We start from the raw sequence: 23,317 nt of genomic DNA, 5'->3' as shown, positions 1-23,317 counted from the left end.
ACATAACTTTACATAAAATTGAAAATTTATTATTTATCCGTTTTTTTCTCAGGAATAAAATATCCGAACCAAAGGAGCCAAACTAAACTAATTAATGCGAGCCAACCTTTATCCGCTTGGAAAGCTTCAATCATACCTGGAATTTTATACACTCCCACAAATCCAAGGAAACCGAGCCACCAGTTTTTCTGCATTTTCATTTTTATTCCCCCTCCTTCATTACGTTTTTCACATTTCGAATCCAAATTTCTTTATACTTTAAATCGAACCCTATTAATATGTAATTACTCATATTATCAATAACGAGCGCTAATGTATGCGCGTTTTCTTCAGTTGCATGTTGTGACACAACACCAAGTTCCACACCTTTCTTTAATAAATCGTGGAATCCATTTAAAAACTCTTCTTGTATTTCAAATAAGCGTTTCTGATACTTTTCATTTCGCGTCGCAGTTACGATGAATTCATTTATAACGCGTAATATGCCTTCTTGACCTCTATACTCCGATAACATATGTAAACCATCTGCGATTAACTTTTCTGCAAAGTTTTCTTTCGTATATTGTTCTTTATCGAAGTAATTGACGAAATAATATCCAGAAAAAATCTCTTCAAATAAAAAATCAACTAGCGCTTCTTTAGACGGAAAATGATAATAAATAGCTGGCTTTGATATACCTACTTCTTTCGCAATCATTGAAAGACTCATCTTCTCAATGCCGTGCTCTGCCATTAGTTTAAATGATGCATCTACAATGTGCTGCGATGTTTGTAAATTTTTTGTCATACTGTACCTCTTCTATTTTTACTTACCGGTCGGTAAATAAATTGTAAAATGAAAATTAATGATTTGCAAGTTAATTAGAGTTTTAAAAGGAACTTCTTCATGAACCTAGAAAAATATAAAGTAAAAACAATGTATAACGATAAGGAGGATTTTCATATGGGATCTGGCGGTAAAGGTGGTAGCGGCGGCGGTGAAGATGGCAAAGATGGTAAGAGCGGTAGTAGTGGGCTTTTATTAATCATTCTGCTCTTTATCGTATTCATTATAATTGGAGCTAGTTATAGTGTGTTTAGCTTCTAAGAAAAGACACAATTCAGTTAGTTATAGTAGCGTAGAAAACTGAAACAGAGATTAAAATTTTCCTTCTTAAGGTTTCTTCACCAGTAAGGGCACACAAAATAGAAAGCCCCGGTTATATTTAACAGCCAGCGCTTTCTATTTTCAGTATTCTTATAATGCTTCATCTATATTTCCAACTCGCACACGTAAATCGTTATTGATCATCCACAATAATATACCCTGTTCTAATTGGCCCATGCACACCTACGACAAGGTTCATTTCAATATCCGCGCTATTTGATGGACCCGAAACGAAGTTCACACAAGCCGGCAAGTTTTCTCCCGCTTTATTTTGATCATGAATCAGTTTTGTAGCTTGGGTTAATCTTGGTACAATCGTACTTTTAGGAACGATTGCAATATATGACTCCGGAAGAAGACTCACATGTCTTCCTTTTAACCCGTCATTAAATAGTACAACGGTTCCTGATTCTGCCAAAGTCATATCACTGAACGTAATGCCAAGGTCAGCAGCTTTCGCAAATGCTATGTCCTCTTCTTTATGTTCTAATCCCCATGTACGAAAATGTGTTGTACCTTTATTGCTGAAACATGGCGTAAGACCATACTCATTAAAGCGCTCATCATTCGAACATATAACAGATTTGATATTCCATTCTTTTATAAAAGACCCCAATGTTTCAACAAGATTTCCCTTTGTTGTTCGCTTTACTTCTGTATGAATGACTTCGCAGTGCTCTATTAACTTTAATACAAGTTCGTCTTGCGCCAGTCCGTCAAAAACAGTCCACTGCGGGGAAAAAGACCAGTTCGGTTTTTCCACTGCTTCTGGACGTTTCCTACCAAGCTTTTCTGATAACTGGAGTAAAAATTCCTCACGATTTTGGATGGCCATCATTGTTCTCCTTTTCGTGTTTTTCAAACCACTCTCGAAACGGTTGTTTTTTCGGAACTGGAAAATCTCTCGCATCCGTCCAAGCTTTTAACGGCCCAATTCCACGCTCGATCTTATCCCCTTTTGCAAGAGGTTTTAATGCATACGGAGCGCTCTTCGCTGCAAAAGAAAATAGTCTAGGACTCTTCACCGCTTTTTCAAAACCTTTCATAGCCACGTTCCAAGCTACAGGTGATTGTTTTTCTTCTACAATGCGGCTGCGGTGTTTAATTAATAAGTCATGTAACGGGATTTTCACTGGACACGCTTCTGTACAAGCACCACAAAGGCTAGATGCGTAAGGTAAATCCTTATATTCATCATATCCCCCTAAAAGCGGTGTCAACACAGCTCCAATTGGTCCTGGATAAATAGAGCCATATGCATGTCCACCAATATGCCTGTATACAGGACACACATTAATACATGCCGCGCAACGAATGCACTGAAGGACACTTTGGAATTCTGTTCCTACAATATCGGAACGACCATTATCAACAATGACTAAATGAAATTCCTCAGGTCCATCTGTTCCGCCAGGCTCAGTTAATCCTGTAATATAACTTGTTAACTTTTGTCCTACAGAACTTCGGCATAGAAGTGTTACTAAAACATCAAGCTCTTCCCATGTCGGAACAATACGTTCCATCCCCATAACTGTAATCAACGTTTTCGGAAGTGTCGTAGTAAGTCTTGCATTTCCTTCGTTTGCTACGATAGAAATTGATCCCGACTCTGCAACAGCAAAGTTACATCCAGTCACCCCTATATCCGCTGCAAAAAAATCATCACGTAAATACGATCTTACAAACCTCGCCATTTCCGTAGGATCTGATGTTCCAGTATAATCTAACTTTGTTTTAAATATTTCACAAATGTGTTCTTTATCCTTGTGAAGACACGGAACAACAATGTGTGATGGAGGATCGTGGTCGTTCACTTGTAGAATAAATTCAGCAAGATCTGTTTCTAACACTTCCGCTCCAGCTTCTTCAATCGCTTCATTTAAACTAATCTCTTCCGTTACCATCGATTTTGATTTCACAATTTTTTTCGCGTTTTTCTTTTTTACAATCTCTTTTACATATTCCCTTGCGTCTTCTGCAGTCTTTGCGAAATAAACGAAACCACCGTTTTTCTCAATATTTTCACTCAGCTCATATAAATAATAATCAAGGTTTTCTAATGTATGCTTTCGAATTTCTTCTCCTAAAGCTCGCCATTCTTCCCAGTTTCCAAGACTCTCAGTAGCTTTTAATTTCTTGATTCTCAGACCATCTTGCGCTTTCCTGACAGCCTGTCGCATAAATTGATCCCCAATGCCTGTTTTAGTACGCTTATGAAAGGGATCGTTCCCAATTTTCATTCCCATCTCTATATCCCCCCTTGTTTTCGATCTTCATTTAATACTTGAGCAATATGTTTTACATCAATTGGATAACCATTGCGTGTTAAACGTCCTTTTATATTCATTAAGCAGCTACAATCCATCCCAATTAACACTTCCGCACCGGTTTCCATAATATGCTTTACTTTTTCTTCAACCATTTGCTCAGAGATTTCTGGCATTTTCACCGAGAATGTCCCTCCAAATCCGCAACAATCATAATTATGCGGCAATGAAACAACTTCCAGTCCCTTTACACACTTTAATAGTTTTTGCGGTGGTTCCTTAATCCCCATTAATCGGCTCATATGACAAGATGTATGAACCGTTGCTTTTTTATGAAGCTCTGCACCTAAGTCTTCTTTCCCTAATACTTCCACAAGAAATTGTGTGAATTCATATGTTTTATTTCCAAGTTCAGTAGCTTTTTTCTTCCAATCCGCTTCACTTTCAGAAAATAAGCTAGAAAACTCGTGAACCATCATCGCGCACGAACCCGATGGTGCCACAACATATTCTGAACTAGCAAAGGTTTCAATCATATGCTTTGCAGCTGTTTTTGTTTCTTTCAAATACCCGCTATTATAGGCAGGTTGGCCGCAGCAAGTTTGGCTTTTAGGAAAATCAACTTCACAGCCTAAATCTTCAAGAATTTCGACGACATCACTTCCGACCTCTGGATAAAAAACATCTACCACACAAGTGATAAAAATTGATACTTTCATATTTGCACCCCTAAATACAGTAAAGTAATCTCAAGTAACTCTATTTGTATATTATTGGTAAAAAGATGAAAAATATGAATAGAAACAAAAAAAGACTCTCAAATTTGAGAATCTTTTTTATCTGTTTAGAACTTCTTTTTCTAAAATTAGCGCATATGTGTCCGTGCGACGATCTCTTAAAAATTGCAATAGATTACGTGCTTCATTAATTTCCTTTGTATCAATTTTTCGGATGAGTATTCCTTCCTCCTTTCCTAAAGAACAAACAATGTCTCCCATTGGATTACTGATAAAACTTCCTCCATAGAAACACATGTCCTTTTCTTTCCCAACTCGATTTACAGCTGCTACAAATACACCGTTATGAATACTATGAGCTGAAATAGCTTTTGTCCAAACTGGTTTTGTTGATAATTCTGGATAATCTGGTTCAGAGCCAATTGCAGAAGGATAAAATAATATTTCTGCTCCTTTTAATGTCAAAATTCGTGCTACTTCAGGGAACCATTCATCCCAGCAGATCCCGATTCCTATTTCCCCATACTTTGTACTATATACTGGATACCCTGTATTTCCTGGTGTGAAATAATATTTTTCATGGTAACTCGGTCCATCTGGAATATGATTTTTACGTGTTGTTCCTAAATATTTACCGTCAGCATCAAACACTGCTGCACTGTTAAAATAAACCCCTTGTGCCACCCATTCATAAAAAGGAACAATTATAACCACATGAAGTTCTTCCGCTAACCTTTGCATCGCTTGTAATGCTTCATGTTCAAAAGGAATTGCCAGTTCATAATTACGAACCGAAACGTTTTGAGCAAAGTATTCAGCATGATATAACTCCTGTAAACAAATAATCTGTGCTCCCTTTTCCGCTGATTCTTTTACCTTTGCTATTGTTCTTTCTATATTCCCCTTGATATTCTCATTACACGCTAATTGAACTAGCCCAATTGTCACTTCACTCATTCTCATCTTCCCCCCATTAATTCTTCATACTTTCTTTTTCATTCTGAAAAACTATATTTCCATTTACCACTGTAAAAGTAACCTTAGCATCTTTGATTTCTTCCACCGGTACAGTAAACAAATTCCGATCTAATACAACTATGTCAGCTAGCTTCCCTTCTTCTATTATACCTAGTTCATTTTCGCGAAATGAGGCATATGCAGGAGTATACGTGTATGCTCGTAACGCTTCCGCTAACGATATTTTCTCTTGCGAATTCCATTCCACACCTTCATCATCCAGCCTTGTTACAGCTCGGTAAATTTCTGGTAACGGGTTTATTGTAACAACAGGATAATCGCTGCCAAATACAAGCGTTGTCCCAGCATCCATTAATGTTTTCATCAAGTAATTGTATTGCATTCTTTCTGATCCAATTAACCTTCTATATACCTCTCGACTTGTAAGGTTCATATGCTCGGGCTGAATAGACGCCAACACCCCTAATTTTTGAAACCTCTCAATATCATTGGGATGAATCATTTCGACATGCTCAATTGCGTGCCTTGCATCTCTTTTTCCATTCTGTATTTCAGCCTCTTCAAAAGCATCTAACGCTAAACGTACAGCTCCATCTCCTATTGCATGAAATCTTACGCGAAAGCCCTCCTTATCAGCCGCTACTGTCCATTTTTTTATGATTTCTGGTGGGTATGTAGTATGACCCCTTGTCATTTCTTCATTATATGGTTCAAGTAAATATGCCGTATAACTAGTTGTTACTCCATCAATAAATTGTTTAAACCCGCAAAATTGAACCATACTAGATTTGTATTTTTCCTTTAAAGCTTTTGCTAAGTTTAAATCTCCATTAAGTGGAGCAACAAAATGAATTCTCGTTGTTAACTTTCCTTTTTTTTCAAATTCTTCATATAACTCGACTTCTTCCACGCCCATTTCTGGTATCCTCAATAAATCATGCACAGAGGTTACTCCATATTTCGCAGCTTCTATTAAAAATTTTTGAAGCAATGTCCTATTTCGTTTAGAGTTAAACTGCAATACGCTAGTTGCTAACCCCACTGCATTTTCCTTTAAGACTCCTGTTAGCTCACCATTTCGATCCCTGACGATTTCTCCATATGGTGGACTCTTTGTTTCTTTATTAATCCCTGCCATTTCAAGTGCTTTACTATTTAACCAAACACTATGAAATTCAGCATGGTATAAAAACACTGGTCGATCTGCAACATACTCGTCCAATATCATCCGATGTGGCTCTTCATGAATTTCCCACAAGTTCTGTTCCCAACTGCTTCCAATCACACAATTTATCTCGTTATTTCGTTCAGCAAATTCCTTTACAAACTTTCCAACTTCTCTAGCTGAACGCGCATGAATTAACTGTACTCCCTCACTTACTAAACTTCCTAACATTAAATGAATATGGAAATCATGAAATCCAGGCATAATAAGCTGATTTCCAAAATCACGTACAATTGTGTCAGCATCTACATAACCATGAATATCTTCTTTCGGAACAAGAGCAATAATCTTTTCATCCTTAACAATAATTGATGCCGAGATAGGTTTTTCTCCTATACCTGTAAATACAGCATGACTACTTAAAATCATATCCGCTTTTTTTCTCATAATTCTCCCCCCTCTAAATAGATACTTCTTGTCCATCTTCTTTTGGCAATTCATCAAAATTCATCTGTGGTGGTTGAACACGGAAGAATTTTGTTATATATAGAAGATACACAATACCCATAATGGTCCATATTCCTCCCAGTATGAGAGACATCTTGTCTAAATCACTCCACAATTTAATTGTTATACATGCACCAATTAGCGGTATTAACAAATAGAGAATCGTAGATTTTAATGACCTTTGTCCCCGTTTAATAAAATAATGTGCAATGACGGAAATATTCACAAATGTAAAAGCAATCAATGCACCGAAGTTAATAAAAGATGTAATTGTAACTAGGTCAGTAAATAGTGACACCAAAGCAAAAATACTCACTAAAATAATATTTTTGATAGGCGTTTGAAAACGCGGATGTATATAGGCAAAAAATGATTTTGGTAGTACAGAGTCCCTCCCCATTGCATATAAAATACGCGAAACACTAGCATGAGAAGCTAAAGCGGATGTGAATGAAGTTACAACCATTCCTGCAAGAAACAAAGCATTAAATAAATTTCCGCCTATCATTCTAGCGATTTCAGCAGCTGCCGTATCTAAACTTTTATATGCCAAATAGTCTGGATGTATTAGATGTGCTAGATATGAGACGACAATATAGCACATTCCTGAAAAGCAAATGACAAAGAAAATCGCTTTTGGAATAGTTCTTTTTGGTTGAATTGTTTCCTCTGCAAAAGTTGTTAAAGCATCAAACCCTAAAAAGGATAAACAAAGTACAGATGCCCCTGAAAATGCTGCAATTATTGAAGAATCTGGATTCATAAACGGTCTTAATGAAAATAATGTTCCCTCTCCTATTCCATTAAGAAGTGAATGAATACATAGAGCACAAAAAACTATCAATACGATATATTGGAACCCTAAAAAAATCATATTCATTGTAATCGTTACTTTTGTCCCTACAACATTAATTACTGTCACAATTATAATCATCGCAATAATCCATATACTAGAAGGAATAGAAGGCAGATATTCTGATAAATAGAGTGAAATAATGAGGAAGTTAATCATGGGGATAAACAAATAATCCATTAAAATTACCCAACCAACCATGAAACCTAATCCTGGATTTAATGACTTTTGTGTATACGTATAAGCTGATCCCGAAATTGGATACGCTTTTGTCATTTGTCCATAACTATATGCTGTAAATAACATCGCACATAGCGCAAGTATATAGGCTGTTGGTATCACTCCTTTTGATAAAGATTCCACTACGCCAAACGTAGTAAATACCGTTAATGGTGCCATATAGGCTAAACCTAGCAATACAAGTTGAAAAAAAGTCAACGAACGCTTTAACTGAATGTCATCTTTCACTTTTCAACCCCCTTCATCTTTGCAACTTATCTATGCAATTTTTGTTCCATTTTGTTACCATATGGGAAAATCATTATTTTCTCATGTTATAAAGCAAAAAAAAACGGATAAATTCCCCACGGGAAAATATCCGTTTCTGCATAAATTATGAATACTTGCATACTTTCCATGCGCCAGAAATATCAAAAAAAGAAAAAATCTCGCGTGAAATTAAACCTATATAAGCTTAGCTTGATGGGTATACGTCAGAACCCCAGATATATAAATCCAACTATGATAAGACCTCTGCAAAAAATCTGAGGGTTACTGCACTTTATTGATTATACTGGGGCTCATCTTGTTGAACCTCCTGAACACGTGGTTCTAAAGAATCAATAATGGTCTGCGTTTGCTGAGCTGCATTTTGATACAGTTGTTTTGCTTGCTGATTGTCAGTATCAAGAACAAATCCTTCTAAACATGCTTGAGCACTTTTTAATCCAGAAATAGTTTGTTTAAGCTTAGTAATTACTGTCATAATTAAATTCCTCCTTATAATTATGAATTCACTATTTAGAATAGCTATTTTCTACTAAAACATGATTTCTAAATTTTGGTTATCTTTATAGAAGGGATAGTGATAGTGCCACACAGTCATTAACTTAAGAATTTTATAAAGCCCCAAACCAAAAAAATGTACATTTTCTCCTCGAGATGTCAATTTTTTTGTTTTTAGGTATTTGCTTTTCTTAGCTTGACGGTGATGGGGCGATACTCCTAAAAAGAAAAAAGCACCCTAAATTACACATTTAGGATGCTTTTTGTTAAACAAATTAATTTCTATTAAGCAAGCGCATACGATAACAATTCATCGTCACTTCTCCGAGTCTTTGCAGTAATTGATAGTTCGCATATGCGCCGACTGGGGCACCGATGATTGGAACGAGTTGAAGCATTTTTGCTAAATCGATATAGTCTCGGTATTCTGTTTGGAACTTTTCCCAGTCCATATGATTTTCTTCTTCTGTATCCCACGTTTCAATCGCTTTCCATACTTCTTTTCGGTAATCGTCACTTGAAAAAGCAAGCTGGAAAACGTGAAGAATAAAAAGGCGCTCTTCTTTTTTACTCGTATCAAATCCGTACAATGTTGCTGCATCAAATAAAAATTTTATTTTAATAGTAAGTAATAACGGGAAATCGGCAAGGCCAAGGAGAATACCACCTGCTCCTGTTCCTGCCCCTTCTGCCGCTGCAACTTTTTTGTACTCATCCATTTTTTTACGTACTTCATCGTCTCTTCTTTGCAGTGACCAGTTCGTTTCTTTTAGCTTCGGTTTTATGAAGTTTGATCCAGCGCTAATTGTTTGCACCATCATCCGAATCGTTTCTGTTAGTACCTTTTGCACTTTCGCGGGCACTAGTTGTTGCACTTTCACCTGCACTTTTTTAGAGAACCGTGTCATCATAGAAGAATCTTTCATGAATGTAGCTTTCCACTGCTCCAATTCTTTTATAACCTTCTCTTCATATGTAATCATAGGTTCATTCCTTTCAGTTTAAACGCTCAATGCGCTTTGCACCGTATTGATAAACGAAACCAATACTAAATAATATGCTTACGACAAATAAAATGCCGGTCATTACGAAATCTTTCGTCGCAAGTGCAAATATAATTGTAAATACAACGCTACCAATGATAAGAATCGCATTTAATAAAGTAAGGAAATCTCTCTTCTTCTCGTCTCCCCCTACCGGATATAAATCAAGCCAAACTTTCATACGGTGATGTTTCCAAAGGGTTAAGAGCTGGTAGCCGATTAAGTATAAGAAAACAAAGCTTACGATAAAACGTCCATATAAAAATGGGATAAAGTAAAGAATAATTCCCCCAAGAACGAGTAAACGCATATATAATCCGAAATAGTTACCCGATCTTAAAAATGTTCTCGTATATAAGTATAAATATGTACGTTTCTCACCGATCATCGAAAGAATGAAATCAAGCCATTTCCTACGTGATACTCTCTCTTTTAACGCTGGTACATCAACGAACATATTCGCAATGCGGTACAGCAGCATCATTTTTTTACCCTCTTCAGAAATTAAATACTCCCAGTTCAGCGGCTTCCCTTTCACCTTTTGATGCATAACAGCAAGGTATAGCGCCATTAAAAAGACAATCACACCGGTAAAAATGACTGAAGTACGTTCTACAAGGACGTACACAAATATGCCGTTTAAAATAAAACGAATAAACCAATCCGCTCTTTGTACATTTTGATCTGTTAAAAATGATTTTTCCCACGCTACGAATAAATTCCACGCTTTTACAATGACAAACGCGATTACAATCCATATGTAATTGGCACCTGTTTGTTTCATTTGCTGGAAGTATAACGGGGCAAGCGCAGCGGCTACCATTGCGATTATGTATAACTGAATCATAAACGTAAAGAGAAATGCCTTCGTAAAGTAAGGCTTTAACTTTTCTTCAACTGGCAGCAAATACACGAGGTCTGCTTCTTTTAATAACGTTTGGACTGACCCAGCTGTTAATACGAGGCCAAGTAAGACTGCCATAACAATCGCTGTCGGAAACGAAGGTGTTAACGTTTGTAACCATTGCTGGTAATAATACGCTCCTGCGCCGATGATAAATACGAAAATAAATTTCAAATGATCATTAAATACATATTTACTATATGTACGAACTTCTTTTAGAAAGTGCCGAAATCGTTCTTTCCATAACGCTGTGCTATTCATAATCTTCTTCCTTCGTTAACGCAATATAAATATCATCAAGCGTTGCACCAGGCATATTAAACCCGGATTGAAGTTCTGATAATGTTCCCATCGCTCTCACTTCACCTTGATGCAAAATGATGAATGAATCACAATAGCGCTCTGCTGTCGCTAAAATATGTGTACTCATTAAGATGCCCGCACCACTCTTTTTCATTTGATCCATCATTTGAAGAAGTGATTGAATCGCTAACGGATCAAGCCCCACGAAAGGTTCGTCCACAATGTAAAGTGATGGTTCAACTAAAAATGCACTCATAATCATCACTTTTTGTTTCATCCCTTTTGAGAAATGAGACGGAAACCATTTTAAGCGATTTTTCATGCGAAATTCTTGTAATAGTTGTCCTACGCGTTCTTCATATTGTTTTTCATCTACACCGTACGCCATCGCTGTTAATTTCAAATGCTCTTCTAACGTTAACTCATCATATAATACTGGCGTTTCTGGAATGAAGGAGAAACTAGAACGATACGCTGTCATATCATCACGAATTGTTTTCCCATTAATTGTGACAGTTCCTTTTTTCGGCTCCATTAAACCGATGATATGTTTAATTGTCGTACTTTTCCCGGCTCCATTTAAACCGATCAAGCCGACAAGTTCGCCTTTATTAACAGAGAACGAAACATTTTGCAGTACAGGTCGTTTCGTATATCCTCCTGTAACATTTTCTACACGCAATAACTCGCTCATACGACACCACTTTCTTCATTTATATTCATTCACTTTTGTAAGAAATGTATATATTCATCTTACCAAAAATCATGGTGCACTACATAGTATCGATGTCTTCAAAAAAAAATTTAAATTTCTTGGCATATATTTTTACGAAAGCGGACATCATAATTAGTGAAGAAGGAACACATTGAAAAAGCAACCACCAATTGATGAGTACAACAACATAGTGAAGTCATCATGAAATGGGGTGTCCAAGTTGGACAATGAAATTTACACATAACCAGATAATTTGTTTCATTTTCGAAACGGGGTGTCTCCGAAAGAGCATATACTGTTTTAAAAAATAAACAATTTCATTTTAAAAAAAGATTGCAATTCATTTCACTTGAAAATGGGGTGTCTACGGCAGAAACTTTAGCCGATTTACCGTGCATTTCTTAAATAAATGAGGTGTCTGCGAACCGTAAATTATAAAAAATGCTTTTTCAATCCATCTTCAGAGAACAGGAAGCTGAGTCAGCTTCCTGTTTTTCGTGTTTGTTCTCCTATGTAATTATGGTAAAATACGGCTAAGACTATTTGAAAGGATGAGATCGATGAATCATACAGCGGACAATTGTATTTTTTGTAAAATCATTGACGGGCAAATCCCTTGCTCAAAAGTATACGAAGATGAACATGTACTTGCATTTTTAGATATTAGTCAAGTAACAAAAGGACATACTCTTGTTATTCCGAAAGTACACAAACAAGACATTTTTGCGTTAACGCCAGAAATCGCATCACATATTTTTGCTGTCGTTCCAAAAATCGCAAATGCAATGAAAGCAGAATTTAATCCAGTTGGTTTCAACCTACTTAACAATAACGGCGAGAAAGCTGGACAAACTGTATTCCACTTCCACCTTCATTTAATTCCACGCTACGGTGAAAACGATGGTTTCGGTGCTGTTTGGAAATCACACCAAAATGAATACACAATGGAAAATTTACAAAACATCGCAAGTACAATTGCAAATAGTGTGAAATAGTGCCACTATAATAAGAAGTAATACATAATAAGCCTATTCCTCTGGCATTTATTGTATGGCTTCTTTCTTGACAAAAAATGCCGGGGGTATAATTTTTTTGTGCATAGCATGTACAAGAGAGAAAAGCTCACTTTTCTTCCCCTTGTCTTAAAGATATGCACACTTTTATACATCATGAATACGAACGAAAAATAAGGAGGTTTCCTTTTATGTCAAAAGCTAAATCCTTTATTACAGGTGTACTTTGCGGCGGAGCAGTTGCTGGACTAGCCGTTCTTTTCTCAACTCCTTCTTCTGGTAAAGCTATGCGCGGTAAGCTGAAAGAAAAAGGAACTGATATTAAAAAAACATTAGCTGATATTACAGCTGATACGAAGTTATTAAAGCGTCAAATCGTTGAAACTGCTTCAGAAGGTAAAGAAGTATTCCAAGAACTAAAAGACGATATGCATGACACGCTTTCTAACTGGAAACAAGATATTTCTCAAAACAAACGACATATCGAAAAAGAAATTTTAGACATTCAAAAGTCAATTGAGAAACTACAAGAAGCCGTTCCAGAAAAAGCGTAAACATATTCCTGCTTAGTTTTTTGCATATAACAAATATTTTTCATACGAATTGACCTTAACACGGCATATCACATAGATATGCCGTGTTTTTATGCATTTACAATATATGTTATCCCTTAACATGTAAAGACAACACATGTATTCTCGACTCATAAAACGCTTCCATAGTTATGCATGATTTGTATAGAATGTTATTTTTCCGAAAAATTTTCACAATTCTCACAAAAAGACTTTATTAATTTTTATTTTACTGGCATAATAGATAATAATGAAAAAAGAATGTTAAAGTGGGTGAGTAAATGAAAAGTGGAGAAAAAAATTACTCGGTAAAAGAAGCGATGATTTTCAGCCAACGTATTGCTCAATTATCGAAAGCGTTATGGAAATGCGTAGAGAAAGATTGGCAACAATGGATTAAACCTTACGATTTAAACATTAACGAGCATCATATTTTATCAATCGCTTATCATTTAAAAGGGGCTTCTATTTCTGAGATTGCTAAGTTTGGAGTTATGCACGTATCAACGGCGTTTAACTTCTCTAAAAAGCTAGAAGAACGCGGCTATCTTGTATTCTCTAAAAAAGAAGATGATAAACGAAATACGTACATTGAAATTACAGACAAAGGGGAAGAATTACTACTTCGCTTAATGGAGGAGTATGACCCTGAAAATAATTCTGTTTTTAATGGTGCACTTGAACTTCGTAATTTTTACGGTAAGTTCCCAGAAAATATCGAACTTATTGCGATCCTTCGCAATATTTACGGACAGGACTTCATCGATATTTTTGAGAAATCATTAGAGAATATTGAGGAGAACTTTACTGAGACCGATCAAAAATTAGTTAAGAAATAATCTATTTATCCTTTCGCAATCATGCGTAAGAATTCATTCATAAGTGGCACAAATAAGCCCTGTTTTGCTAGCGCTTCCGCAGTTTCGTGTACTTCGAGCTGATGTGGAAGCGCTTTTTCAAATTGATCTAATAGCGCATCAAACAATAGAAGGCCTTCTGCTTTCTCCACTACATATTGTTCGTTCAGCCTTTCACAAAGTTTTAGTATACGTTCAATGTCTTTTTTACGAGCTTTTTTCTTTATGATTAAAGAATAAAATGGACACTTTTCTTCATCAATCATTTTAAATAGTAGGTCTACGTAGTATTCAGCTTGTTCTAGTCTTCTTACAACGTCCATTTTCTCCCTCGCTTCCTAACACAAAGTCTTCTATTTCTGAATTTTGTAACACGAACAAAATATCGTATGATACAATATATAAAGTATATGTATTTTAGCCAAAAGGAGGTCTCGCCTCATGACTCTTATAACCGTTGTTTTTGTTGCATTCGCACTTCTTGTTATATTTTACACGAATTTCATGACACATACACTGTGTGAGCGAAAACAAATATCTGCGAGCCGCCAGCCCGGTGTCTTTCGAGTTATTAATGTATGTATTACCATTCTATTAATTTCTAGTTATGTAGAAATTATATTTCATGGAAAGTGAGGAAGGAAGCCCCTTCCTCATTTTTTTCCTCTATAAGCAAATTATACCTACTATAACTAATAAAATAAACAGTACAAGTAATAAAATAAGTTTTGAATTCATCCCCCATCCCCTCCTCTTTTCTGTATATGCGACATGCGCCCAATATGGTACCCTTTCAAAATCTGACACAAACTGGTTAAAATTTCTTTATCAATAGGAAAACCCGTCGAAATATGATATATTAAATTTTGTACATATTGCTTATACTATGAAATAAACGACACGCATCTAAACTTTATCCTAAAGCCTCGGTAAGCCCTGTTAAGCGTGCTTTTACATATAAAAAAAGCAAAGACATCAGTGAGACTTAATCAGGTTCTTATGAACGAAAATAACCTATCATAAGGCGTTTCTTCATTCGTATGGGATAAATTAAAAATACATAATAGTAGGAGTGTTTATTGAATGAAGAAAGCTATGCTTGCCTTAGCCGCAACAAGTGTAATCGCATTATCAGCATGTGGAACATCATCATCAGACAAAATTGTTACATCTAAAGCTGGTGACATCACTAAAGAAGAGTTCTACAATCAAATGAAGACACAAGCTGGTAAACAAGTACTAAATAACATGGTTATGGAAAAAGTACTTATTAAAAACTACAAAGTCGATGACAAAGAAGTAGACAAAAAGTTCGATGAAATGAAAAAGCAAGTCGGTGACCAATTCGATACACTAATGAAACAACAAGGCCTTAAAGAAGAAACAGTTAAAAATGGCGTTCGCGCTTCATTAGCTCAAGAACAAGCTATCGAGAAAACAATCACTGATAAAGAATTAAAAGATAACTACAAGCCTCAAGTTAAGGCAAGCCACATTCTTGTAAAAGATGAAGCGACTGCTAAAAAGGTTAAAGAAGAACTTGGACAAGGTAAATCTTTCGAAGAGTTAGCGAAACAATACTCTGAAGATACTGCTTCAAAAGAAAAAGGTGGCGACTTAGGATTCTTCGAACATGGTAAAATGGTTAAAGAATTCGAAGATGCTGCTTATAAACTGAAAAAAGATGAAGTAAGCGAGCCTGTAAAAACACAATTTGGTTACCATATCATTAAAGTAACAGACATTAAAGAACCAGAAAAATCATTTGAGCAATCAAAAGCTGACCTGAAAAAAGAGTTAGTTGCGAAGAAAGCACAAGACGGCGAATTCATGAACGATCTTATGATGAAAGAAATCAAAAAAGCTGACGTAAAAGTTGACGATAAAGATTTGAAAGATCTTTTCGAAGAACCAAAAGCTGACGCTAAAAAAGACGCAAAGAAATAATGAAGTGAAAAAAGCTTGGGTAGCCCCAAGCTTTTTTATTTTGTAGTAGTTTTTTTGCCGATAAATTGATGTACTCCCTCACCTTACTCCATTCAACCAAAAAAAAACTTGGTTTCGTGTAGCACGAAACCAAGGTTTATCTTATTATCATTGATTAAATTAAAAAACTATGTTAAATTAGTACAGAAACGCATTCGTTAAAAACAAAAGAATGTATTTATCCGTATCTTAATTGTACAACAAAACACATCTTCAGTCAACCTCTATTTTTCACTTTTAAAGGAGTGCTTACGTATGAACAAAAAACTTGATCAAGAGCAAAAACGATTGGATAACGTAATAGAAACGATTACGGAGCAAATTGATAAACTGGAAAGCGACACTGGCAGACGCCGGGCAGAAGTAATCAACATTCGTAAACACTTCTGGGATGATGTTAAAGTTAACACTGATACTTTTGACGATTATCTTGAAACAGTTATCAACTTAAGACAACAAGCTCAGTCACTAGCCGTAACACAAATTACCCATAAGCACACCTTTAATCGACTTGCCGCATTAAGACGTATGCATAAAGCACCTTACTTCGGACGAATTGATTTCAAAGAAGAAGGCGAATCTGGCGCAGAACAAATTTATATCGGGGTGGCTACACTTACCGATGCAAGTGGAGAAAACTTTCTTATATACGATTGGCGCGCACCAATTTCAAGTGTTTACTACGATTATCCACCAGGACCGGCTGAATACAGCACACCAGGAGGCGTAATCTGCGGCAATGTGGAGAAGAAATTACAATATATTATTCAGAATGGCGAGATTGATTCCATGTTCGATACGAGCCTCACAATTGGAGATGAAATTCTGCAACAAGCGCTCGGAAAAGGAACAAACAAACATATGCAAAGTATCGTTGCTACTATTCAGCGCGAGCAAAATGAAATTATCCGTCACGATGAAGGGCGACTACTTATCGTTCAAGGAGCTGCTGGTAGCGGTAAAACGTCAGCTGCCCTGCAGCGAATCGCCTACTTACTATATAAATATCGCGAATGGTTAAAAGCAGATCAAATTATTCTCTTCTCCCCTAACTCTATGTTCAACAGCTACGTTTCTAACGTACTACCTGAACTCGGTGAAGAAAATATGCAGCAAGTGACATTCCAAGAATATTTAAACCATAGACTCAGTAAGGCATTTGACGTTGAAGACCCTTATGAGCAATTAGAATATATGTTAACTGAAACGAATAGCCCTACCTATAAAACTCGAAATGCGAGCATTCGATTTAAAGCATCCACTCAATTTTTCGAGATGATTAGAGCGTACAGACAATCCCTTGAATCTTCAGGCATGCTATTTAGAGGAATGAAATTTAGAGGAAAGTTAATTGCTTCTGCTAAAGAAATTACAGAACAATTTTACAACACTGACTCCTCCCTCCGCTTCCATAATCGAATTGAGAAGTTAACGGATTGGCTAAACAAACAAATAGACACAATTGAAAAAACAGAACTGAAAAAGCCTTGGGTAGAAGAAGAAATTGAACTACTTAGTAAAGATGAATATCAAAAAGCTTATAAATACTTACAGAAAAAAGGCGAGTTTGATGACAACTCCTTTAATGATTATGAAAAAGAAACGAAAGTACTCGGACGTATGATTGTCCGTAAAAAATTAAAACCGTTACGTAAAGGCGTTCAAACGCTACGTTTTATCAATTTTACAGGCATATATAAACAACTCTTCACAGATGCATCATGGGTTACTGGCGAAAAGCCTAAAGAATGGGACGAAATTTGCTCATTAACTGTGAACATGCTTGATGAAGGAAAGCTACATTATGAGGATGCGACTCCATTTTTACTTTTAAAAGAATTAATTGAAGGCTTCCAAACGAACAGATCGATTAAACACGTACTTGTAGACGAAGCACAAGATTATTCTCCGTTTCAGTTCGAGTTTTTAAAACGTCTCTTCCCTGCCGCAAAAATGACAGTACTCGGAGACTTTAACCAAGCGATATTTGCTCATGCGAGTGAAACAGTTAATTTCAATACACTTACTAGCTTATACGGACCAGATGAAACGAACGGCATCAACTTAACTCGTAGCTATCGATCAACAAAACCGATTATTGAATTCACACGCTATCTCGTACCGGAAGGAAAGAATATTAACGCCTTTGAACGTGACGGCGAGAAACCTACAGTGACTAAAGTTTCTGATTACAGCGAACTGCATGATCGTATCACTTCTAAAGTCGCTGAACTACAAAAGCAACAGCACAATACGATCGCAATTATATGTAAATCCGCGGCTGAAAGTGCCGCTGCATACGAGGCACTCAGTCATATCGAGAATATTAAACTTGTGAAAAGTAACTCAGCCGAGTACGAGCAAGGCATCGTCGTTATCCCTGCTTATTTAGCGAAGGGTATCGAATTTGATGCTGTTATTATTTACGATGCTTCTAAAGATGTATACAGCGATGAGAGCCTACGTAGATTGTTCTACACTGCTTGTACACGCGCGATGCATGAATTGCAGCTTTATAGCGTTGGTGAGGTTAGTCCTTTTGTAACAGGGGCTGCTTCGGAGAGTTTTAAATGTATAACGAAAACACCTTGATTTTTATCAAGGTGTTTTTTTCATTCTAAATGAAATATCTTTACGCCGATATACACTTAGCACGATCCCCATTATAAATGCATGAAACAGAGTTGGTACTAATCCATAACTAATAAAAGGTAATGATATAGCAACACGTGGTAATATCCCGAGGATCATGCCAACGTTACAAATGAAATGGACCACAAAAAGGGTTACTCCACCAACGAGTAGCAATTTACCATAACCATCATTTGTTTTATACGATATGGTCATTATTCTCACTGCAAAAAGAGAAAGAATCAAGACAAGAACTAGCGCAAGTACATATCCATAATAGTAAGTCAAACTCGCGAATACAAAATCAGTATGGGCAGCAGGGATAGACTTTATATTTCCATATGTACCGAACCAACCTGCTGAAGACATCGCCTCTTGTAAACGTAAATCCCATTGATCATGCGCTGGGTTTATAAATCCTAAAATTCTAGCTATCCGGTATTCTTTTACAGCAGACCAGGAAAATAGATCCCTAATAATAAAGGGTAAAATTGGTAACATTGTAATGAGCCATGCCGTTTTCTTTCCTAGCTTACTCCACCAAAGCATAACGAATACCATCGTAATATAGATGAAAATTGGTAAAAGAATTGATATAGTTGAAAATAGATATAAAGAAAATACGTACAACATGAGAAGATGCATAAACTTTAACCTACTATTATTGAAAAAAGAAGCCCAAGCTAGAAAGAAGAATGGTATCGTCATTAAACAGTCAATTTTGATGGGGCCAATTTTTATTATTGCTTCCCCAATCACGTAACCAGTCGGAAAGCATTTTATCATTAACAAGATAAGTACACCGATTGTATAAAACAGCCACCCGATCCTCTCTAACTTCCGATAATCAAGTAGCATGATCCCAACAGCTGTTGCAATGCCGAGAATAACAAAAATTACTTTGTTCATTAATAAATCGTTCGTATGCCCAAGAGCTATTATTGGCAAAAACCCTAACCCCATAGCAGCCACTAATAAAATAAGTAAGAACCAATCCACCTTCGGCTTATGTAGTTTGTTAAGCTCCCGCCCTAATTTAATCGGACTTCCCATTTGTTCCACCGCTTTATTTTCAGCAACTTCCTCACTTAACCCTTTTTCTATCCATGTGCTCTTCGCCTGTTTTAAGTGAAAATCTAGTTCAGTTGCTACAAAGCTCTTTGCTTCTTTTGATTTAATATGATTCGTAACTTCGCTTACAAAACGCTCCCCTTTTTTATTCAATTTCGCCTCACTCCTGTACTAAGCCTTTTAATATAAATTGTACCTTCGTAGCATTTTTCTCTGCCTTTCGCAGCATCTTTCTTCCCTTATCATTTAATTGATAATATTTAGCTCCTGAATGATCCCAACTTGATTGGATAAAACGATTCTGTTCTAGACGATGTAATACAGTATATAAAAAACCTTCATTTCCTTCGAATTTTCGAATCCCTCTCCCTCGTAGTAGCTGTGACAATTCGTATCCTGTTTTTTCATTACTGAGGAGTTGTAAAATGGCTAACGAGATGTCCTCTTCCTTTTCGTGTGATGCATTGATTTTTTCGCGCACCCGCTTTCGGTGTTGATCAGAAAAACTCAAATGTTTAAACGTTGTATTCTCCATTGATTTTCGCAGGCCTTTTAATCGATCTTCCATTTGATTATTCCTCCAATCCTTTCTTCAAAAGCTCCTTCGCTTTTTTCAGTCTCGTTTTTATCGTGTTTTCTTTCACTTCTATTACAATAGAAATCTCTTTAATTGATAGTTCTTCATAATAAAATAGATAAATGACTTCTCGATATTTTATCGGTAAATTCATTACTGCAGAAGCCAGTTCACGGTCCTTCGCATTTTGAATAACAGTTTGTTCGACACTATCATTTTGAACCCCAATATAAGCAGCTTCATCCTCTGTCACGATCACCTTTTTGTTATACCAACTTTTTATGTAGTCCTTACATTGATTAATCGCAATTCTCCACAACCACGTTTTCACATTCGATTTCCCTTTGTATGTATGAAGAGATTTATAACATTTCACAAATATATCTTGCGTTAAATCCTCAGCGACTTCTTTATTATTCACATATGAATACACAAGCTGTAAGACTTCTTGTCCATACTTGTTCATTATTTCATCGATAAGGAGTTCCTTATCTTCTATTTCAAACGCTTCTACCGTTAATTCATCCACATCATTTCCTCCTTCCCATTTATTAGACGACGCACGCCATGGAAAAGTTTTATAAATTCATAAAAAAACGGTTGGAAATGTCCATACCGTTTTGTTCATCCTCTACTATTTAATTTTTCTAAAACAAAACTTTTAATATTCCCCGCACTTTTTATAGCTTGCGATACGTCTGTTTTATTAAGTTCTTCAAAATAAGGATATCTGACTTCAATCGCATAACTATTTAACTCTGCACAATCATCTATTAAATCATTGAACTCCATATTAAATTCAGCACATTCCTTTGCTAACAGCAATGAATTATGCGTTTTAAGCGGATGAGTTCCTTTAAACGTTAAATACCCCTTTAGATATTTCTCAGCACACTGTTGACAATGATAACAGATAATTGCAAAAGGAATAGGCATTAAAGACAATAAATGATTAGAAGCTCTAAGATCTGAATCTGCAATTTCAAACCATAAATTTGCCTCACTGAAATTTTTCATACAATACCTTACCTTCTTCAGCAATCTTGTATTCCATTGTTACAGGATTACCAGAACTCTCATTAAATTCTTCAGAACCGTAAACAAGTAAATCGACCGGTGTTTTCATTACATCGAATATACTTAAATTCAATTTCTTTAAGGCTTCTCTTTTCCTCTTACCAATACCATCAACCACTACACACAAATCAAAATCACTATCCTCATTAGGCATACCGTAAGCATGAGACCCAAATAAAATAATTTTATTAACATCAGAAAGAGAGGAAGTCATTTTATCTACTAATTGATTTAACTCTTTTTGAACATTAGTATTCATTCCATTCACCTCTTTAAATTAATCCTTCTCAATAAACCCTAACTGTAGAAGCAAATTAATAAATTGATTCATTTCAACTCTAATACACTACTACAATTGTTTAGTTATTCAAACGATATAATAATACTTATTATACCTTTCGTATCCATATCCTGTTAAGCAACAAAAATCTACACTCAGTTAATTTCAGTACACTCTGTACAAATATAATAAAACAAAAAACCGCATGAGGACTCTCCCTCACGCGGTTTATTTTTAAGCTAACGCAGCCGCCTGCTCTTGTTGATCTACAGGAATTACAGCGTCGCTTAACGCTTTTTCTAGTTCAGCTGTGTATTTCATTCCGACGCTATCATCATTTATGGCGCCAATAAAGACAGATTACGCAACAGTTTCATAACAGTATGAATAAATAAACAACTAAAAACACCTATTACGAGTATAAAAAATCGGCTCACTACATAATACCTATGTTTTCAGTGATACTCTATTACCACCGAACTAATTTATATAATTTTAACTACATGATAGCAAGTTAATTTTCAAATATCTTCTTGCGCATAACCCTAAATTTATTATCCATTTGTATCATGCTTATAAATAAAAGATATCCTATCGATGCACCGAGTATATTTATAGCAATCCGCCACACATCAAAAACATCAGATAAAGTTAGTAAATGTAATAACTCCCAAACAAGAAAGGTCATAACATACCACTTACAAGCTTTCTTATAGTTCGTCACTTTATTGATCAACACTGGAACGAAAAATCCAAATGGAACTACCAATATTATATGTTGCAAAACAGTTAACCAATACGTTGAGTTCCCCCAAGGACCTGGATGCGCAATAAAATCTTTAACTTGCCAAAGTGTTATTCCAAAAAGCTGCAATAACGTTTCTAAATCAGATATATGTAAAAATTGCTGCCAAAATTCAAGAGGATGATAGACAGTTCCACCTGTCAAACTACGAATAGAGTCAAATGTTGAATTTGAAATAAATGTTCCCAAAAAGACAATAAAACAAATCATTATATAAGGAATACATAAAATTTTTGATAATATCTTTAATGGTCTAGGAACTTCGTATACCGATTGATTAATCCCTAAACCAATAACTTTTGATTCGCCAAAAGTTTGAATCGCTTTATACACCGCTTCTTTTTCATTCATACCTTGTTCCATATATTCTTCTTTCAAGCTGTTCAAGTGATCATATATTTCTAGAAATAGCTCATCCTGTTCAATATTACTAAGTTCTGAATAAGCTAAAATGGACTTAATATACTCATCAAATTCACTCATAAATAACTCCTTTCTGACAAGTTTGAATTAATGATGTTACACGCTCCCAAGAGTTCACTTTCTTCTGCAATTCTTTTTTCCCTTTACTTGTAATAGTATAAAATTTCCTTTTCATCCCATTCTCAGATTGATTCCAATAAGATTCAAGAAATTCCTTTTTTTCTAATCGCTTTAAAGCTGGATACAAAGTTCCCTGCCCCATACTATACAAATCTTCACTTGCATCCTTTAAACTTTGGGCTATTTCATATCCATATGTATCACGTTTTGCAATGATAGAAAGTAATAAAATATCTATACTTCCCTTCAATATTTCTTTGTCCAACAATACCACCTCCTTA

The 23,317-nt window shown here is 35.8% G+C and carries 27 protein-coding genes; 7 read left to right on the top strand and 20 right to left on the bottom strand.

Features of this window, described 5'->3' with window-relative positions; translation table 11 throughout:
• Positions 1-29 precede the first annotated feature (29 nt).
• A complete protein-coding gene (locus DN408_RS31295) occupies positions 30-200 on the bottom strand; it encodes a hypothetical protein (RefSeq protein ID WP_002011131.1) in 171 nt (56 codons plus the stop codon).
• A 2-nt stretch (positions 201-202) separates the two neighbouring features.
• Entirely contained in the window at positions 203-787 is a 585-nt protein-coding gene (locus tag DN408_RS03585; RefSeq protein ID WP_078178131.1) for a TetR/AcrR family transcriptional regulator, read from the bottom strand.
• A gap of 156 nt (positions 788-943) precedes the next feature.
• Here DN408_RS03585 and DN408_RS03580 point away from each other — a divergent pair, with 156 nt between their 5' ends.
• Complete coding sequence (locus DN408_RS03580; protein WP_103458299.1) at positions 944-1,087, top strand: sporulation protein YjcZ; 144 nt, start codon at positions 944-946, stop codon at positions 1,085-1,087.
• A gap of 193 nt (positions 1,088-1,280) precedes the next feature.
• Here the strand turns inward: DN408_RS03580 and DN408_RS03575 are convergent, their stop codons facing one another.
• The 10 genes from DN408_RS03575 to ecsA form a co-directional block, all read right to left on the bottom strand.
• Positions 1,281-1,982, bottom strand: coding sequence for a LutC/YkgG family protein (locus tag DN408_RS03575; protein WP_078178132.1), 702 nt, complete (start codon positions 1,980-1,982; stop codon positions 1,281-1,283).
• Positions 1,963-3,393, bottom strand: coding sequence for a LutB/LldF family L-lactate oxidation iron-sulfur protein (locus DN408_RS03570; RefSeq protein WP_078178133.1), 1,431 nt, complete (start codon positions 3,391-3,393; stop codon positions 1,963-1,965). Before DN408_RS03570 ends, DN408_RS03575 begins: the two co-directional genes overlap by 20 nt.
• A gap of 2 nt (positions 3,394-3,395) precedes the next feature.
• Positions 3,396-4,133 (bottom strand): (Fe-S)-binding protein, encoded by a 738-nt coding sequence (locus tag DN408_RS03565; RefSeq protein WP_078178134.1) that lies wholly within the window; start codon positions 4,131-4,133, stop codon positions 3,396-3,398.
• A 117-nt stretch (positions 4,134-4,250) separates the two neighbouring features.
• Positions 4,251-5,108: a carbon-nitrogen hydrolase gene (locus DN408_RS03560; protein ID WP_078178135.1), complete on the bottom strand. Its 858-nt coding sequence runs from the start codon at positions 5,106-5,108 to the stop codon at positions 4,251-4,253.
• A gap of 16 nt (positions 5,109-5,124) precedes the next feature.
• On the bottom strand, positions 5,125-6,741 hold the full coding sequence (locus DN408_RS03555; RefSeq protein WP_147739959.1) for an amidohydrolase: 1,617 nt from the start codon (positions 6,739-6,741) through the stop codon (positions 5,125-5,127).
• Positions 6,742-6,754: 13 nt separating this feature from the next.
• Positions 6,755-8,122: an APC family permease gene (locus tag DN408_RS03550; protein WP_078178137.1), complete on the bottom strand. Its 1,368-nt coding sequence runs from the start codon at positions 8,120-8,122 to the stop codon at positions 6,755-6,757.
• 313 nt (positions 8,123-8,435) lie between these two features.
• Positions 8,436-8,639, bottom strand: coding sequence for a DUF1657 domain-containing protein (locus DN408_RS03545; protein WP_000216156.1), 204 nt, complete (start codon positions 8,637-8,639; stop codon positions 8,436-8,438).
• Between the two features lie 295 nt (positions 8,640-8,934).
• Positions 8,935-9,642 (bottom strand): ecs operon protein EcsC, encoded by a 708-nt coding sequence (gene ecsC, locus DN408_RS03535; protein ID WP_002011122.1) that lies wholly within the window; start codon positions 9,640-9,642, stop codon positions 8,935-8,937.
• 13 nt (positions 9,643-9,655) lie between these two features.
• A complete protein-coding gene (locus tag DN408_RS03530; protein WP_063226417.1) occupies positions 9,656-10,867 on the bottom strand; it encodes an ABC transporter permease in 1,212 nt (403 codons plus the stop codon).
• Positions 10,860-11,603, bottom strand: coding sequence for an ABC transporter ATP-binding protein EcsA (gene ecsA / locus DN408_RS03525; RefSeq protein ID WP_001292616.1), 744 nt, complete (start codon positions 11,601-11,603; stop codon positions 10,860-10,862). Before ecsA ends, DN408_RS03530 begins: the two co-directional genes overlap by 8 nt.
• 581 nt (positions 11,604-12,184) lie before the next feature.
• Here ecsA and DN408_RS03520 point away from each other — a divergent pair.
• From DN408_RS03520 to DN408_RS03510, 3 genes are all read left to right on the top strand, one after another.
• A complete protein-coding gene (locus DN408_RS03520) occupies positions 12,185-12,619 on the top strand; it encodes an HIT family protein (protein ID WP_001016832.1) in 435 nt (144 codons plus the stop codon).
• Between the two features lie 209 nt (positions 12,620-12,828).
• A complete protein-coding gene (locus tag DN408_RS03515) occupies positions 12,829-13,191 on the top strand; it encodes a YtxH domain-containing protein (protein WP_002011120.1) in 363 nt (120 codons plus the stop codon).
• A 299-nt stretch (positions 13,192-13,490) separates the two neighbouring features.
• Positions 13,491-14,048, top strand: coding sequence for an HTH-type transcriptional regulator Hpr (locus DN408_RS03510; RefSeq protein WP_002011118.1), 558 nt, complete (start codon positions 13,491-13,493; stop codon positions 14,046-14,048).
• 5 nt (positions 14,049-14,053) lie between these two features.
• Here DN408_RS03510 and DN408_RS03505 read toward each other — a convergent pair whose 3' ends face one another.
• Entirely contained in the window at positions 14,054-14,389 is a 336-nt protein-coding gene (locus tag DN408_RS03505) for a YhaI family protein (protein ID WP_002087170.1), read from the bottom strand.
• 118 nt (positions 14,390-14,507) lie between these two features.
• On the opposite strand from DN408_RS03505, the gene DN408_RS03500 reads away from it, so the two are divergent.
• The 3 genes from DN408_RS03500 to helD all read left to right on the top strand — a co-directional run bounded on the left by DN408_RS03500 (position 14,508) and on the right by helD (position 18,644).
• The gene (locus DN408_RS03500; RefSeq protein WP_000172693.1) at positions 14,508-14,702 is read left to right on the top strand and encodes a hypothetical protein; all 195 of its coding nucleotides are present in this window, start codon (positions 14,508-14,510) and stop codon (positions 14,700-14,702) included.
• A 447-nt stretch (positions 14,703-15,149) separates the two neighbouring features.
• The gene (gene prsA, locus DN408_RS03495; protein ID WP_016119763.1) at positions 15,150-16,013 is read left to right on the top strand and encodes a peptidylprolyl isomerase PrsA; all 864 of its coding nucleotides are present in this window, start codon (positions 15,150-15,152) and stop codon (positions 16,011-16,013) included.
• 294 nt (positions 16,014-16,307) lie between these two features.
• Positions 16,308-18,644, top strand: a complete 2,337-nt coding sequence (gene helD / locus DN408_RS03490) for an RNA polymerase recycling motor HelD (RefSeq protein WP_078178138.1) — start codon at positions 16,308-16,310, stop codon at positions 18,642-18,644.
• Between the two features lie 6 nt (positions 18,645-18,650).
• Here the strand turns inward: helD and DN408_RS03485 are convergent, their stop codons facing one another.
• From DN408_RS03485 to DN408_RS03455, 7 genes are all read right to left on the bottom strand, one after another.
• The gene (locus DN408_RS03485; protein ID WP_078178139.1) at positions 18,651-19,907 is read right to left on the bottom strand and encodes an FtsW/RodA/SpoVE family cell cycle protein; all 1,257 of its coding nucleotides are present in this window, start codon (positions 19,905-19,907) and stop codon (positions 18,651-18,653) included.
• A gap of 7 nt (positions 19,908-19,914) precedes the next feature.
• A complete protein-coding gene (locus DN408_RS03480; RefSeq protein WP_078178140.1) occupies positions 19,915-20,322 on the bottom strand; it encodes a PadR family transcriptional regulator in 408 nt (135 codons plus the stop codon).
• Positions 20,323-20,326: 4 nt separating this feature from the next.
• On the bottom strand, positions 20,327-20,860 hold the full coding sequence (locus tag DN408_RS03475; protein ID WP_078178141.1) for a sigma-70 family RNA polymerase sigma factor: 534 nt from the start codon (positions 20,858-20,860) through the stop codon (positions 20,327-20,329).
• Between the two features lie 95 nt (positions 20,861-20,955).
• A complete protein-coding gene (locus tag DN408_RS03470; protein ID WP_078178142.1) occupies positions 20,956-21,348 on the bottom strand; it encodes a HEPN domain-containing protein in 393 nt (130 codons plus the stop codon).
• Complete coding sequence (locus DN408_RS03465; RefSeq protein ID WP_078178143.1) at positions 21,332-21,667, bottom strand: nucleotidyltransferase domain-containing protein; 336 nt, start codon at positions 21,665-21,667, stop codon at positions 21,332-21,334. Before DN408_RS03465 ends, DN408_RS03470 begins: the two co-directional genes overlap by 17 nt.
• Before the next feature lie 535 nt (positions 21,668-22,202).
• The gene (locus DN408_RS03460) at positions 22,203-22,976 is read right to left on the bottom strand and encodes a VanZ family protein (RefSeq protein ID WP_078178144.1); all 774 of its coding nucleotides are present in this window, start codon (positions 22,974-22,976) and stop codon (positions 22,203-22,205) included.
• Positions 22,969-23,301, bottom strand: a complete 333-nt coding sequence (locus DN408_RS03455) for a PadR family transcriptional regulator (RefSeq protein WP_061674045.1) — start codon at positions 23,299-23,301, stop codon at positions 22,969-22,971. The genes DN408_RS03460 and DN408_RS03455 overlap by 8 nt, the downstream gene beginning before the upstream one ends.
• Positions 23,302-23,317: the final 16 nt, after the last annotated feature.

This window comes from Bacillus sp. AR13-1, from assembly GCF_008042285.1.
GTDB lineage: Bacteria > Bacillota > Bacilli > Bacillales > Bacillaceae_G > Bacillus_A > Bacillus_A mycoides.
Note: the sequence above shows the minus strand (reverse complement) of the source record. Positions and strands in the feature narration are given on the sequence as shown.

Excerpts from the sequence above, each read along its gene's own strand:
- DN408_RS03510 (WP_002011118.1), top strand. The coding sequence starts at position 13,491 with ATGAAAAGTGGAGAAAAAAATTACTCGGTAAAAGAAGCGATGATTTTC.
- DN408_RS03580 (WP_103458299.1), top strand. The coding sequence starts at position 944 with ATGGGATCTGGCGGTAAAGGTGGTAGCGGCGGCGGTGAAGATGGCAAA.
- DN408_RS03480 (WP_078178140.1), bottom strand. The coding sequence starts at position 20,322 with ATGGAAGATCGATTAAAAGGCCTGCGAAAATCAATGGAGAATACAACG.
- DN408_RS03500 (WP_000172693.1), top strand. The coding sequence starts at position 14,508 with ATGACTCTTATAACCGTTGTTTTTGTTGCATTCGCACTTCTTGTTATA.
- helD (WP_078178138.1), top strand. The coding sequence starts at position 16,308 with ATGAACAAAAAACTTGATCAAGAGCAAAAACGATTGGATAACGTAATA.
- DN408_RS03575 (WP_078178132.1), bottom strand. The coding sequence starts at position 1,982 with ATGGCCATCCAAAATCGTGAGGAATTTTTACTCCAGTTATCAGAAAAG.
- DN408_RS03570 (WP_078178133.1), bottom strand. The coding sequence starts at position 3,393 with ATGGGAATGAAAATTGGGAACGATCCCTTTCATAAGCGTACTAAAACA.
- DN408_RS03505 (WP_002087170.1), bottom strand. The coding sequence starts at position 14,389 with ATGGACGTTGTAAGAAGACTAGAACAAGCTGAATACTACGTAGACCTA.
- ecsC (WP_002011122.1), bottom strand. The coding sequence starts at position 9,642 with ATGATTACATATGAAGAGAAGGTTATAAAAGAATTGGAGCAGTGGAAA.
- DN408_RS03465 (WP_078178143.1), bottom strand. The coding sequence starts at position 21,667 with ATGAATACTAATGTTCAAAAAGAGTTAAATCAATTAGTAGATAAAATG.
- prsA (WP_016119763.1), top strand. The coding sequence starts at position 15,150 with ATGAAGAAAGCTATGCTTGCCTTAGCCGCAACAAGTGTAATCGCATTA.
- DN408_RS03560 (WP_078178135.1), bottom strand. The coding sequence starts at position 5,108 with ATGAGTGAAGTGACAATTGGGCTAGTTCAATTAGCGTGTAATGAGAAT.
- DN408_RS03545 (WP_000216156.1), bottom strand. The coding sequence starts at position 8,639 with ATGACAGTAATTACTAAGCTTAAACAAACTATTTCTGGATTAAAAAGT.
- DN408_RS03585 (WP_078178131.1), bottom strand. The coding sequence starts at position 787 with ATGACAAAAAATTTACAAACATCGCAGCACATTGTAGATGCATCATTT.
- DN408_RS03515 (WP_002011120.1), top strand. The coding sequence starts at position 12,829 with ATGTCAAAAGCTAAATCCTTTATTACAGGTGTACTTTGCGGCGGAGCA.
- DN408_RS03530 (WP_063226417.1), bottom strand. The coding sequence starts at position 10,867 with ATGAATAGCACAGCGTTATGGAAAGAACGATTTCGGCACTTTCTAAAA.
- DN408_RS03470 (WP_078178142.1), bottom strand. The coding sequence starts at position 21,348 with ATGAAAAATTTCAGTGAGGCAAATTTATGGTTTGAAATTGCAGATTCA.
- DN408_RS31295 (WP_002011131.1), bottom strand. The coding sequence starts at position 200 with ATGAAAATGCAGAAAAACTGGTGGCTCGGTTTCCTTGGATTTGTGGGA.
- DN408_RS03555 (WP_147739959.1), bottom strand. The coding sequence starts at position 6,741 with ATGAGAAAAAAAGCGGATATGATTTTAAGTAGTCATGCTGTATTTACA.
- DN408_RS03460 (WP_078178144.1), bottom strand. The coding sequence starts at position 22,976 with ATGAGTGAATTTGATGAGTATATTAAGTCCATTTTAGCTTATTCAGAA.
- DN408_RS03520 (WP_001016832.1), top strand. The coding sequence starts at position 12,185 with ATGAATCATACAGCGGACAATTGTATTTTTTGTAAAATCATTGACGGG.
- ecsA (WP_001292616.1), bottom strand. The coding sequence starts at position 11,603 with ATGAGCGAGTTATTGCGTGTAGAAAATGTTACAGGAGGATATACGAAA.
- DN408_RS03565 (WP_078178134.1), bottom strand. The coding sequence starts at position 4,133 with ATGAAAGTATCAATTTTTATCACTTGTGTGGTAGATGTTTTTTATCCA.